Source organism: Collinsella aerofaciens (genome assembly GCF_040910245.1).
GTDB lineage: Bacteria > Actinomycetota > Coriobacteriia > Coriobacteriales > Coriobacteriaceae > Collinsella.
The window spans coordinates 1-12,701 of the sequence record NZ_JBDGAY010000003.1 but is presented as its reverse complement, the minus strand read 5'-3'; the positions used below and the strand labels follow the sequence as shown (position 1 = coordinate 12,701).

Genomic DNA, 12,701 nt, shown 5'->3' with positions numbered 1-12,701 from the left:
TCTCTCCTCTTAGTTGTTGGACTCGATGGTTGCGGCGGTGTCGGCCGTGTCCTCGAGCTGCAGGTTCAATAGCTTCATGCCGTATTCCGGCACGTTGATATCGATGGGTTGGCCATACAGGTCACCAGGGCGCACAAAAGCGAGCACCGTCATAATGCGCGCCATGGCCTCGGGCGATTCGGTGAGCCCACGCTCAAACCAGCGCTGAATCATGCCGACCTCGGCACTCACGACGTAGGTGACGTAGTAGTCAAAGAACGTGCCCAGCGCCAGGCCCAAAATGCCCGTCTGCGCACGCGGCACCACAGCCTCACGCGCGGTGTCGATGATCTTTTTAATAAAGGCGGGGTCGCCGCTCGGGCCCAGCAAGGCCCCGATAAGGTCGCGATTAGCCGCAAGATAGCGAAGCAGCTCAACCGAACCGGGTGCCGGCTCGAGCTCGTCGATGTTGCGGTAAAGATCAGGTAATTGAGCTGCGGTGATAAGCTCCACCCGCTCGCGAATCTCGGCAAGCAGGCCGTTCTCGATCTGGCTGATAAAGTCGGGGATATCGCGGTAGTGCGAATAGAACGTGCGGCGCGTAAGGCCGGCACGCTCGGTGAGCGACGCGACATTAATGCGCGAAAGGTCGCCGCTTTCGGCAAGCTCGCTGGCAAGTGCCTGGCGAAGGGCACGCTGCGAGCGAAGGGACCGGCGATCACATTTCTCGAGCTGGGACAAGCGTCCTCCTTGTTACTCAGCCTGTGCGCTATTGCACAGTGCGAGTATTATTGCACACCGTGTGCATCAACACGTAAAGGCAATATTTGGGTTGTGACAAAGGGACGGTCCCTTTGCCACATTCAGCGGCCGCCTAGGTTGTGCCAGTTGTGCCTGGCTTTTGAAGCGGCATTACCAATTGTCCAAAATGTCATTCGTGGGTAGAATAGTGTCGACGGCAGCCCAAGTTGTAGCTAGCTGGGCAGCGCCGTTGTTTGCATTAGGGGGTCAACGCCTTAGCGGCGGCGACCCCTTCTGTTGCGCTTCGAACGCTGCTTGAGTGCCTCGGAAAGGCCGACAAGCGCCGTGAAGAACGAGACCAAAGCAGTCAGAAGCCTCACGAAATCAATCAAATCGGTCATGGGCATCACCTCCCATCAGATGGAGGGCGCTGCCCGGCACATGGAACTGCCGCCAACGATACCGATTCTATCAAAACTTAGTTATATATACGAATATATGTTCGCATGCCAAAGGTGCAGGGTTCTCGTGAAAAAGGGGCTGTCCCTTTGTCACATTATTCGATGACGGTGCGGGAATTTTGCTTGTGCATGGTGGCGAGCATGTGTTTGGGGACGGCGTGGACCATGCAGCTGCCGATGGTCGCGCTCGCGGCGGCCTTGGCGGCATCGCTTGCGTTTTTGGTCGCGTAGCTGTGGCGGAAGCGTTTGAGCATGGCAATGTCGTTGCCGCCGTCGCCGTAGACCGCGACCTCGTCCTCGGCAATACCGTAGTAGCCCGCCAGCCACGCCACGCTCTCGCCCTTGTTGCACGCCACGTCCGTGATCTCGAACATCACCGGATCGAACGGCGCGTTGACCACACGGTCCGATCGCTCAGCCAAATATGCCTTAAGGTCGCGCTCCAGCTCGGGCGAGGTCACGCGGCAGTTGATTTTGCACACGTCATGACGCAGGATGTCACCGATCGACTGGTCGAAATACTGTTCCTCGTGATACCCGCCACGTGCACGCATGCCGCGCATCACGATGCGCTTGATAGGACTGTCCTTTTTAAAGCCCGCCTGGTGCATCTCGAACGAACCGCTCGAGAACATGCCGTCGGGCGTGGAGCAGTCGAAGCAAATGTCCGGGAACGCTTTGAGCAGCTCCTCGGTAACCTGCGGGTCGATGGTCCAGGTCTTGAGCACCTCACCATGGCTGTCGCGCACGATGGATCCGTTGGAGCAGCAGGCGTCGAGTGCCAGACCTGTGAAGCCATGCTCGCCGATCGGCAGCGTCGAGCGTCCGGTCGCGGGAACCACATGCAGCCCGGCTTCGGTCAGCTCGCGAATGGCGCGGCGGATGGTTCCGTCGGCCTCGTGTAGGGCATTCAGCAGCGTTCCGTCTAAGTCACTCGCAAACATCTTGATCATGGGCATGCCTCTCCTTCGTCTGCACGATATTGTAGACGAGAACGGGCGCGCCCCGAGAGAGGCGCGCCCGTCAGGCGAAAGATTGTCCTACACCGCGGCGGGGCCGTGTTCGCCGGTACGGATGCGGATGACTTCCTCGACCGGCTCGACCCAGATCTTGCCATCGCCGACGGCTCCGGTGCGTGCGGCGTTGCAGATAATCTCGACAATGCCGTCGACATGCTCGTCGGCGCAAATAAGGGTGAACTGTACCTTAGGGATCGTGTTGACAAGCAACTCGTTGCCGCGCACGTATTCCTTCCAGCCATGCTGTGCGCCGCAACCCTGCACCTGGTTGATAGTCATACCGCGAACATCAGCAGCAAACAGCGCGTCTTTAAGAACCTCAAGCTTTTCCTGGCGCACGATAGCCGTGATCTTTTTCATAATGAATTCCTCTCAATAATCAACGTATCCCTTTACATGAGACGCGGGTTTCCCAGGTGCCGCAGATTGGGTTGAAAGAGGAGCGCCGCGTACTTTTGTACGCAAGCGACGGTTTGAAACCCAAGGTGCGGTGCCTGGGGAAGCCGCTAGTCAAGTCCCGAGAAGGAGGGATATGCGCTCTCGCCGTGCTGACTCGCATCCAGGCCCAGCGCCTCGTCGGCCTCGTCCACGCGCAGGCTGCCGTGGAACAGCGCCTTGACCACCGCGGCGATCACCAAATCGAGCACCAGCACAATAGCGACCGTCACCACAATGCCCAAGATCTGAGAGATGAGCAGCGACACGTCGCCCGTGTAGAACAGACCGCCCTTACCGGTCCACGAAAGCTCCGGCACACAGAACAGACCCGTGAGCACGCCGCCCAAAATTCCGCCGATACCGTGGCAACCAAACGCATCGAGTGCATCGTCGTAGCCAAACTTGGTCTTAAGATGGCTGATAGCCAGATAGCAGACGGGCGATACGATCAGACCCATGACCAGCGCTGCCCACGGCTCGACAAAGCCCGCACCCGGCGTGACCACCACAAGGCCCGCAACCAGACCGGTGCTGGCGCCCACCAGCGTGGGGCGGCCGGTATGCACGCGCTCGACGGCAAGCCACGAGACCATGCCCGCCGCGCTGGCCGTCACGGTGTTGAGGATGGCGAGTGCCGCAGCGGCGTCGGCCTTAAACTCGCTGCCGCCGTTAAAGCCAAACCAGCCAAACCAAAGCAGGCCGGCGCCCAGCGCCACAAACGGCACGTTATGCGGACGGTAGCTCACCATGCCAAAGCCACGACGACGGCTGAGCATTAAGCAGAGAATCAGGCCCGTGAGACCGGACGAAATGTGCACCACGTCGCCGCCGGCAAAGTCGAGCGCGCCGATCATGTCACCGATAAAGGAGCCCTCGCCGCCCCAGACCATGTGGGCGAGCGGCGCATAGACCACGAGCAGCCAAATGCCCAGGAAGGCCGTCATGGCACCAAACTTAACGCGACCTGCCAGGCTACCCGTGACGATAGCAGCAGTGATCATGGCAAACGCCATCTGGAAGGCGATGTTGATAATCTCCGGGTAGACGGCGCCGTCCGACGCGGTGCCCTCGGCCGCCTGCAGCATCTGGTTGAGTACCGGCAGGCACAGCAGCTGGTCAAGGCCTCCAATAAACGGGCTGGAACCGTCGCCGCCGTAGGCCAGCGACCAGCCGGCAACAACCCACAGCACACCAACCAGGCCAATGGCGCCAAAGCACATAAGCATGGTGTTGATGACATTTTTTCGCCTGGACAGGCCGCCATAGAAAAACGCCAGACCCGGTGTCATTAAAAACACGAGCATGGTGCAGATGAGCATAAACGTTGTCGATCCCGTATCGTACATTCGCTCCCCCTTGATCGCATGAACGTTGTCGGCGCCCATAATGCGGCCGAGAGGCAACTGGTGTAGACCAGATACGGCGTTGTTAAACGCTGCGTTGTCGAATGGAAATGCTGCCGCAATCTTGGAAACGGCGCGGCAACGGGCGCGAAACGAACGGGAAATACGCGAGCAAGGAAGCCGTGAGCGTGCCCGTCCCGGCTAGCGGCGGAACAGCTCGCGGGCTCGGTCGCGGAGGTCGGTAGCCCGAATGACACCTTCGTAGCGATTGATGCGCAGACGCGGGAAGGCGTTAAAGAAGCGTAGGTCGCGGCGGCTGAGTGACACGCTCGGCACCGGGCGGCTCATGCGCTTGCCGGCAATGCGACGACTGAGCGACGGACGCGGCATGCTCGGCGCGGCATCGGCCACGCGGCGGGCGGCAAGCGCCAGGCCGCGAGCACCATCCGCGATAAACGTCGGCATCGAAGCCTTCTCGCACAGGGCATCGAGCGCGGCGTCACCCAGCTCGGCCAGCCACGCGTTAACGGCACGGCTACGGATGTGCGTCTGTGCCACCGAATCAATCGTCGATTCGGGAATGCGCTCGAGCATTGAGTCCGAGGCATCGGCAAGCGACTCGTTGATGCGGTCGGCAAGGTCGGCTCGGACGCGCTCCAGCTGATCGGACAGACGCCGCCAGCTCGCCAACGAGCACGCCGCGTCGACCATCATCGCGACCGCGACGATAAAGGCGGACAGCCGCACAATCAGCACCGGCAGATGGCCAAGCAGTCCCAGCAATGCCGGCTCCACTAAACGACAAATGCACAACGCACCCAGGCCAAACGCGCAGGCCCAGTACAGGCAGATACGTCCGTGCAGGTTAAACGGCAAGTGCGAGTAATCCCAAAAGCGAGCGCCCGTTGTTTTTTCCAACAGCACGCCTACGCTGTACTCGATTACGCTGCATACAAGCGCCGCGGCGACAAACTGGCTCGAGGCATCCGGAATCCCGCGCAGCAAAAGCCAGCAGGCAATGCCGCCCGCGCCATAGATGGGGCAGCACGGCCCCAGCAAAAAGCCACTGTTGGCAAATCGTCCGTGATTGAGCATGGCACATACTGTCGACTCCCATGCCCAGCCGCAAAACCCGTAAAAGGCAAACGAGAGCACCAGTGCCGAGAGTGGGCAGGCGGCAAGCGTCGCGCCGCCAAACGCCATATCAATCGCGGTTTCCACCGTCTACCCTCTCCTCTTTTCGCTCGATGCTTTACTCACGCTATCGTCCGTCTCGTCCTTGCGCGGCAGACGGCCGGCGACTGTCTCGCGCAGAGCACACCATTTATCTGCCAGGCATACAATCCATGCCTCACGACACGTCGGCGGCACCGGCACCAGCGGAAACATATGCCGCACGATAATGTTCCGCTCGCGCGACGTCAGCTCAAAATCTTCCTCCGCACGTGCTAGGGCAAAAAACGGGTGGCGAAAGCCATGCAGCCGATGGCTTGGGTCGGGATCGTGCCAGTCATAGAGAAAGTAATCGTGCAGCAGGGCCCCGCGCAGCAACGAGGCGCGGTCGACCGAGACACCGACGCGGCCCAGGCGCTCGGCAAAGGACAGGCTCGCCCGCGCCACCGAGGTCACATGTGCATAGACCGTCACGTCGCCATGCTGGATAAACTCGCGCGTCAGGTCCAAGCGGCCCGCCTGGGCGAGCTGGCGGGCGGCATCGTCGACCTCGTGCGCGACTGTCTCGGCACGAACGGCATCGGACATGCTGCCTCCTTCCAGCGGCTCACGGCGGCAAGCCACGGCCTGCACGTATTGAAAAAATCATCATCGAATGTATCAGTATGGCATCGGACAAAACGTTTTGCCCCACCAGTTGTCGAATTACCGCGCCGCCGTCACATATCAAACGCCAAAATGTGCGAGACTGTCTTGTGCAATTGTGTCGGCCGAGGGAGCGCCGGCGCTCGATTCGCATGGAGTAACCCACAACGATGCTGCTTACGCAAACGACAACGCCCGAGGACGTCAAGGCTCTCGACCGCGCCGAGCTTCCGCTGCTCTGCGGCGAGATTCGCCACGCCATCCTCGAAAGCTCCGCCGCTGTCGGCGGACACGTTGCCCCCAACCTAGGCGTCGTTGAGCTCACGGTCGCGCTCCATCGCGTGTTTAACTCCCCCATCGACAAGATTGTCTTTGACGTTTCGCACCAGACCTACGCCCACAAGGCGCTGACCGGGCGCGCGTATACCTATATCGATCCGGAGCGTTATGGTGAGGCTTCTGGCTTTGCCAATCCCGACGAGTCTGGGCATGACCTGTTTGCCATGGGGCATACCTCGACCTCGGTGAGTTTGGGCTGCGGCCTTGCCCACGCGCGCGACCTGGCGGGTGACACGTATAACGTCATTACTGTTATTGGCGACGGCTCGCTTTCGGGTGGCCTGGCGTTTGAGGGCTTCAACAATGCCGCCGAACTCGATAGCAACCTGATCATCATCGTCAATGATAACGACCAGTCCATTGCCGAGAACCACGGTGGTCTCTATCGCAATCTGGCCGAGCTGCGCGCCAGCAACGGCACCTGTGAGCGTAACGTTTTCCGCGCGATGGGGCTCGACTACCGCTACCTGGACGCCGGTAACGATGTGTTGACCCTCGTCGACGCGCTGCAGGAGCTGCGCAATATCGATCACCCCATCGTGCTCCACGTCTCGACCGCCAAGGGCAAGGGCTTTGAGCCAGCCCAAAACGACCCCGAGCGCTGGCATCACGTAGGCCCCTTTGACATGGCGACCGGCCGCAAGCTCTGCCCGGGCCATCCGAGCGAGCCTGCGCCGCGCACCTATGCCGACATTACGGGCGAGGCGCTCAGCGCCGCCATCGAGCGCGATCCGCAGGTCGTGGGCATCACGGCCGCCACGCCCTACATCATGGGCTTTACACCCGAGCTTCGCGCTGCCGCCGGCAAGCAGTTTGTCGACGTGGGCATTGCCGAGGAGCACGCCGTGACCTTTGCCACCGCGCTTGCGCGCTCGGGCGCCAAGCCAGTCTTTGGTGTGTACGGCACGTTTTTGCAGCGCGCCTACGACGAGCTGTGGCACGACCTGTGCCTCAACGATGCCCCCGCAACCATCTTGGTGTTTGGCGCGTCGATCTTTGGCACCACATCCGAGACGCACCTCTCGTTCTTCGATATTTCCATGCTGGGCGGTCTTCCCAACATGCACTACCTAGCGCCGGCCTGCATGGAGGAATATCTGTCCATGCTGAGCTGGTCGCTCGACCATCGCGAGCATCCTGTGGCGATCCGTGTACCGGGCATCGGCCTGGTAAGCCGCCCCGATTTGGCGCCCGCTGAGGACACCGACTACAGCGCCGTTCGCTACAACGTGGTGCGTCAGGGCCGCGACGTTGCCGTGCTCGCGCTTGGCGATTTCTTTGAGCTGGGCGAGCGCGTGGCAAACCGCTTGGCTGCCGAGTACGGCATCGAGACCACGCTCGTCAACCCGCGCTTCGCAACCGAGCTCGACCGCGAGTTCCTCGACAGCCTTGCCGCCGAGCATCGCGTCGTCGTCACCCTCGAGGACGGCATCTTGGACGGCGGCTGGGGCGAGCGCGTGGCATGTTATCTGGCATGCACGCAGTTGCGCACGCGCACCTTCGGCATCGCCAAGGGCTTCCCCGACCGCTACGACCCCAACGAACTGCTCGCGCAGAACGGCATGACGGTCGAGAACATGGCCGCCGAAGCCGTAAGGCTACTCAACGAGTAAGAAAACCTCCGCAAGGGAAGCACCCCTGCGGAGGTTTTTATTTTCGCGACGCGATTATCTCAATCTGTAACATCTAGGGCCCGAATTCCCGTCTAACTGTTACAGATCTAGACAAGACGTCTTAGTCCCTGACCTTTGTCTCAATCTGTAACAGATAGAGACCTTTTGGCCGTCCAGATGTTACAGATTGAGACATTCGAATCCCCCTGAAGAGAAAATCTCGATCTGTAACAGTTACTCGGCAAAAATGGCTGCGGATGTTACAGATCGAGACAAAGCAACAAGGCATGCCGCCGCATCGGCCAAAACCACCACGAAGGTGCCTGTCCCTTTGTGGTAGGTAGAATTACCCATAAGGCAAGTATGTTTCTGAGTTATTTCGTGTTGACCCTTCCGAGCGCAATAGGGTATAACTCTACTCAACCACTAGGATTTTTTGAGAAAGGTGTTCTCCTATGAGCAAGAACCTCTCCCAGCAGGTCGTTCTCGACCGCCGCGGCTTCGTCGCCGCCACCTTCGCAACCGTCGCCGGCCTTGGTCTTGCTGGCTGCTCCGACACCAGCGCCGAGGCCGACAAGGGTTCCGCCGCCGGCTCTTCCAAGAGCTCCGAGGATACCGAGGTTTCCGCCACGCTCGATGCCAAGGCATTCGACAAGCTCGTCAACGACGGCCCCAAGGCCGATGACGATGCCATCGCCGCCAGCACCTGGGCCACGGCCGTCAAGGACGCCGGCGTCTTTAAGATTGGCGGCGTTCAGACCTCCACGCTCTTCTCCCTCCTCAACGAGAAAGACGGTCAGACCCGCGGCTTCGACGCCGGTATCGCACAGCTCCTGTCCAACTACATTCTGGGCGAGAACAAGGTCGAGATCACCCAGGTGACCTCGGACACGCGCGAGTCCGTCCTGCAGAACGGCCAGGTCGACGCCGTCTTTGCCACCTACACCATCACTGACGAGCGCAAGAAGCTCGTCTCCTTTGCCGGTCCCTACTACTACACCCAGCAGGCTATCCTAGTGCTCGCCGACAACGACGACATCAAGAGCGTCGACGACCTGGTCGATAAGAACGTCGCCGTCCAGTCCGGCTCCAACGGCCCCGCCATCCTGGAGGAGTTTGTCCCCAAGGCCAGCCAGCAGGAGTTCAAGACCGACGAGGAGGCCCGCCAGGCACTCCAGCAGGGCCGTGTTGACGCCTACGTCATCGATAACAACATGCAGCAGAGCGCCCTGGTCCGCGAGCCCGGCAAGTACAAGATCGCCGGCAAGCCCTTCGGCAGCAAGGAGCCCTATGGCATCGGTCTGCCGCTCGATTCCGACGGCGTCGCCTTTGTCAACGACTTCCTCAAGAAGATCGAAGACGATGGTACCTGGACCGAGCTGTGGCAGATCTGCATCGGCGACCGTACGGGCGACACCAACGTTCCCGAGCTGCCCGAGATCGGCGCCTAGGCAGCAAGCCTGGTAACGGCCGCAACGAAACCATACGGAAACGCATGATGCGCTTTATTGCGGTAAACTGTTTCCTCACTGAGTTGTCGGGGCTTCCGTACACACGGGAGCCCCTTTCCTTATCGGCGGGAGGTCCGCATGAGTCTCTCCGAACTCTGGTCGCTCTATGGCCAGAACTATATCGACGCGCTGTTAGCGACCTGGGGCATGACGCTTGAGTCGTTTGCCATCGCCATGGTGCTGGCCGTCGCCGTCACCGTGATGCGTGTGTCGCCGCTCAAGCCGCTGCGCATCTTTGGCGACCTGTATGTCCAGGTCTTCCGTAACATCCCCGGCATCGCGCTGCTTATCATCGTCGTCTACGCGCTGCCGCCGCTCAAGGTCGTTCTGCCCTACCGCACCTGCGTTATCGTCGCTACGGTGCTCTTGGGTTCTGCCTTTGGTTCCGAGAACTTTATGAGTGGCATCAACACCGTCGGCGTCGGCCAGGTGGAAGCCGCCCGCTCGCTGGGCATGAGCTTTAACCGCATCCTCGCCAAGATCGTGATTCCGCAAGCGCTGCGCTCGAGCGTGCTGCCCATGACCAACCTCTTTATCGCCGTCATGCTCACCACTGCGCTCGGCAGCCAGGTGCCGCTTAAGCCGCAAGAGCTCACCGGCGTGGTGAGCTATATCAACACGCGCTCGCTCGGTGGCGTCGCCGCGTTCTTTATCTCGGCGCTCGGCTACCTGGGCACGGCCTTTGTGGTGAGCCACATTGGCAACTACATCGATAAGAAGGTGAGGATCCTCCGATGAGCAAGCACTCCTCCCCTGAGCTTACCATGCGCGATGCGCTCTACGAGGCTCCCGGCCCCAAGATGCGCGCCAAGATTCGCATCGGCACCGCCATCTCGCTTATTGCCGTCGCTGCGCTCATCGTCCTCGTGTTGCAGCGCTTTTATGTGACCGGCCAGCTTTCGGTCCACTATTGGTATTTCTTTACGCACCTCACCACCTGGAAGTTCTTGCTTGCCGGCTTTGAGGGCACCGTTAAAGTCGCACTCACCGCTGGCGCAATCGCGCTGGTGCTGGGCTTAGCCCTTATGCTCGGCCGCACGAGCGATATTAAGCCGCTGCAGCTGGTCTGCCGCGTACTCACCGATTTCTTCCGCGGCGTGCCGAGCCTGCTGTTCATCTACTTCTTCTTTTTGGTGCTGCCCCAGTACAAGATCGCGCTGCCGTCGTTTTGGATGCTCACGCTTCCCGTCGCGCTCGCTGCGGCCGGCGTACTTGCCGAGATCTTCCGCGCCGGCGTCAACGCCGTGCCGCGCGGCCAGGTCGAAGCCGCCCAGGCGCTCGGTCTCTCCAAGGCTAAAATCACCTTTAAAATCGTATTGCCGCAGGCTATTCGATTTATCATTCCGTCGTTGATTTCGCAGCTTGTGATCGTGGTCAAGGACACCACCGTCGCCTATGTGGTGAGCTACCCCGACCTCATGCAAAATGCCCGCGTGCTCATTACCAACTACGATGCACTCGTATCGGTCTACCTGGTAATCGCGGTCATCTACATCCTCATCAACGTCGCGATCAACAAGGCTGCCGTCTACGTTTCGCACAAGACCGGTGCGACCATCATCCGCTAACGCTTTACCATTTCGAGTCATAAGGAGCCGAGCACCATGGCACAGAGCACCTCTTCCACCGGCAATCAGCCGCTGATCGAGCTCAAACACGTCGATAAGCACTATGGCGACCTGCACGTTCTCAACGACATCAATCTGTCGGTCGACCGCGGCGAAGTCGTCGTGGTGATTGGCCCCTCGGGTTCGGGCAAGTCGACCATGTGCCGCACCATCAACCGCTTGGAGACCATCGACTCGGGCGAGATCCTCATCGAGGGCGAGCCCCTGCCGCAGGAAGGCAAGGATCTTGCCCGCATGCGCGCCGAACTGGGCATGGTGTTTCAGCAGTTCAACCTGTTCGCACATATGACCGTACTGCAGAACGTCATGCTGGGACCGGTCGACGTGCTGGGCGTCTCCAAGGACGAGGCCCGTGAGCGCGCCATGGACCTGCTGGGCCGCGTGGGCGTTGCCGAGCAGGCCGATAAGGTGCCCGCACAGCTCTCGGGTGGCCAGCAGCAGCGCGTGGCCATCGCCCGCTCGCTTGCCATGCAACCCAAGGCAATGCTTTTTGACGAGCCCACGAGCGCCCTTGACCCCGAGATGATCAACGAGGTGCTCGAGGTCATGGTGCGCTTGGCGCAGCAAGGTATGACGATGATCGTCATCACCCACGAGATGAACTTTGCCCGCCGCGTGGCCGATCGCGTCGTCTTTATGGCCGACGGCCAGATCGTGGAAACCGGCACGCCCGACGAGTTCTTCAGCCACCCCCAGACCAAGCGCGCCCAGGACTTCCTCAACTCCATCAAGGGCCACTAACCCAATTGCCACGCGGGCAAATTCATCGCCAGCGTTTGCCCCGCGCACCCCTGTGCCATGTCCACCCGGATTCGAAAGCAACACCTATGATCGGAACCCGTACTTCCTCGTCCTATACCCCGCACGTCGACGTCGCCCCCGCCGACCGTCCGCTCATCCTCGTCGCGCCGCGTTGGGAAGATGCAAAGCCGTTTTTAAGCGAGACGCTCTCCCCCAACGAGGAAATCGCAAGCGTCTTTGTCGATGCCATCCTTGCCGCCGGCGGCCTGCCGCTGCAGATGTCCATCACCGAGGACATTGAGGTTATCCGTCATTACGTCGATTTCGCCGACGGCATCGCCATTCCCGGCGGCCCCGATGTCAATCCCAAGCGCTGGGGCGATGATCGACCCTACGACCCCACCCTCTGCTGCGAGATCCGCGATAGCTTTGAGTTTAAGCTGGTCGGCGAAGTGCTTCGCGCCAAAAAGCCGCTCTTTACCACGTGCCGCGGCACACAGCTGCTCAACGTCGCTACCGGCGGCACCCTGTGCATGGACGTGCCAAGCCTGGGCGCTCGCGAGGGCCGCACGCAGTGGCGCCACACCCACGCGCTCAACGACCCCGTGCATCCCGTCGAGGTCGTGCCGGGTTCGCTGTTGGAGCGCGCGGTTGGCGGGCACAGGCTGATCCAGACCAACTCCGCACACCACTGCTGCGTCGATCGTCTGGGTAAAAGCACGCGCTTGGTCGCCAAGGCAACCGACGGCGTTCCCGAGTGCATCGAGGTCGAAGGTCAGCCGTTCTGTCTAGGCGTGCAATGGCACCCCGAGTACACGTGGAAGACGCTCGAGACCGACTTTAACCTGTGGAAGTCGTTTGTCGAGGCAGCGGCAAAGGTCAAGCAGGCACGCTAGCTCGCAAATCACACAGGCTTAAACCTTCCATGCCAGGGGGGGCGGACACCAGCCACGGTGCCCGCCCATTACAGTCTGAAATAGGCTATCGATAAAATTCGATGGCGAGCATTCGGCGCATTGCCTACGATACGGGCAAGCCCCGAGGGGCCGCCGATCGGGCGCCTCCGGATG

General features: G+C 60.6%; 13 protein-coding genes. 6 read left to right on the top strand and 7 right to left on the bottom strand.

What is annotated here, in order from left to right; all coding sequences use genetic code 11:
* Nucleotides 1–9: 9 nt before the first annotated feature.
* The 7 genes from AB5Z20_RS01720 to AB5Z20_RS01690 form a co-directional block, all read right to left on the bottom strand.
* Nucleotides 10–720 (bottom strand): TetR/AcrR family transcriptional regulator C-terminal domain-containing protein, encoded by a 711-nt coding sequence (locus AB5Z20_RS01720; RefSeq protein ID WP_368156073.1) that lies wholly within the window; start codon nt 718–720, stop codon nt 10–12.
* A gap of 275 nt (nt 721–995) precedes the next feature.
* The gene (locus tag AB5Z20_RS01715; RefSeq protein ID WP_022094649.1) at nt 996–1,121 is read right to left on the bottom strand and encodes a hypothetical protein; all 126 of its coding nucleotides are present in this window, start codon (nt 1,119–1,121) and stop codon (nt 996–998) included.
* Nucleotides 1,122–1,276: 155 nt separating this feature from the next.
* Nucleotides 1,277–2,134, bottom strand: a complete 858-nt coding sequence (locus AB5Z20_RS01710; protein ID WP_349074667.1) for an HAD family hydrolase — start codon at nt 2,132–2,134, stop codon at nt 1,277–1,279.
* A gap of 87 nt (nt 2,135–2,221) precedes the next feature.
* Nucleotides 2,222–2,560, bottom strand: coding sequence for a P-II family nitrogen regulator (locus AB5Z20_RS01705; protein WP_089572298.1), 339 nt, complete (start codon nt 2,558–2,560; stop codon nt 2,222–2,224).
* Between the two features lie 146 nt (nt 2,561–2,706).
* Nucleotides 2,707–3,984, bottom strand: a complete 1,278-nt coding sequence (locus AB5Z20_RS01700) for an ammonium transporter (RefSeq protein ID WP_368156072.1) — start codon at nt 3,982–3,984, stop codon at nt 2,707–2,709.
* 198 nt (nt 3,985–4,182) lie between these two features.
* Nucleotides 4,183–5,202 carry a putative ABC transporter permease gene (locus tag AB5Z20_RS01695; RefSeq protein ID WP_368156071.1) on the bottom strand — a complete coding sequence of 340 codons (1,020 nt, stop codon included), beginning with the start codon at nt 5,200–5,202 and terminating at the stop codon, nt 4,183–4,185.
* Nucleotides 5,203–5,205: 3 nt separating this feature from the next.
* Nucleotides 5,206–5,742 (bottom strand): HD domain-containing protein, encoded by a 537-nt coding sequence (locus AB5Z20_RS01690; RefSeq protein WP_368156070.1) that lies wholly within the window; start codon nt 5,740–5,742, stop codon nt 5,206–5,208.
* 227 nt (nt 5,743–5,969) lie between these two features.
* Between AB5Z20_RS01690 and AB5Z20_RS01685 the strand changes: the two genes are divergently transcribed.
* From AB5Z20_RS01685 to AB5Z20_RS01660, 6 genes are all read left to right on the top strand, one after another.
* Nucleotides 5,970–7,751 (top strand): 1-deoxy-D-xylulose-5-phosphate synthase, encoded by a 1,782-nt coding sequence (locus tag AB5Z20_RS01685; protein WP_368156069.1) that lies wholly within the window; start codon nt 5,970–5,972, stop codon nt 7,749–7,751.
* 455 nt (nt 7,752–8,206) lie between these two features.
* Nucleotides 8,207–9,202 (top strand): glutamate ABC transporter substrate-binding protein, encoded by a 996-nt coding sequence (locus AB5Z20_RS01680; protein WP_368156068.1) that lies wholly within the window; start codon nt 8,207–8,209, stop codon nt 9,200–9,202.
* Between the two features lie 138 nt (nt 9,203–9,340).
* Nucleotides 9,341–10,000 carry an amino acid ABC transporter permease gene (locus AB5Z20_RS01675; RefSeq protein WP_368156067.1) on the top strand — a complete coding sequence of 220 codons (660 nt, stop codon included), beginning with the start codon at nt 9,341–9,343 and terminating at the stop codon, nt 9,998–10,000.
* Complete coding sequence (locus tag AB5Z20_RS01670; protein ID WP_368156066.1) at nt 9,997–10,830, top strand: amino acid ABC transporter permease; 834 nt, start codon at nt 9,997–9,999, stop codon at nt 10,828–10,830. Before AB5Z20_RS01675 ends, AB5Z20_RS01670 begins: the two co-directional genes overlap by 4 nt.
* Nucleotides 10,831–10,866: 36 nt before the next feature.
* Entirely contained in the window at nt 10,867–11,631 is a 765-nt protein-coding gene (locus tag AB5Z20_RS01665) for an amino acid ABC transporter ATP-binding protein (RefSeq protein WP_368156065.1), read from the top strand.
* 86 nt (nt 11,632–11,717) lie between these two features.
* Nucleotides 11,718–12,527: a gamma-glutamyl-gamma-aminobutyrate hydrolase family protein gene (locus AB5Z20_RS01660; protein WP_368156064.1), complete on the top strand. Its 810-nt coding sequence runs from the start codon at nt 11,718–11,720 to the stop codon at nt 12,525–12,527.
* Nucleotides 12,528–12,701: the final 174 nt, after the last annotated feature.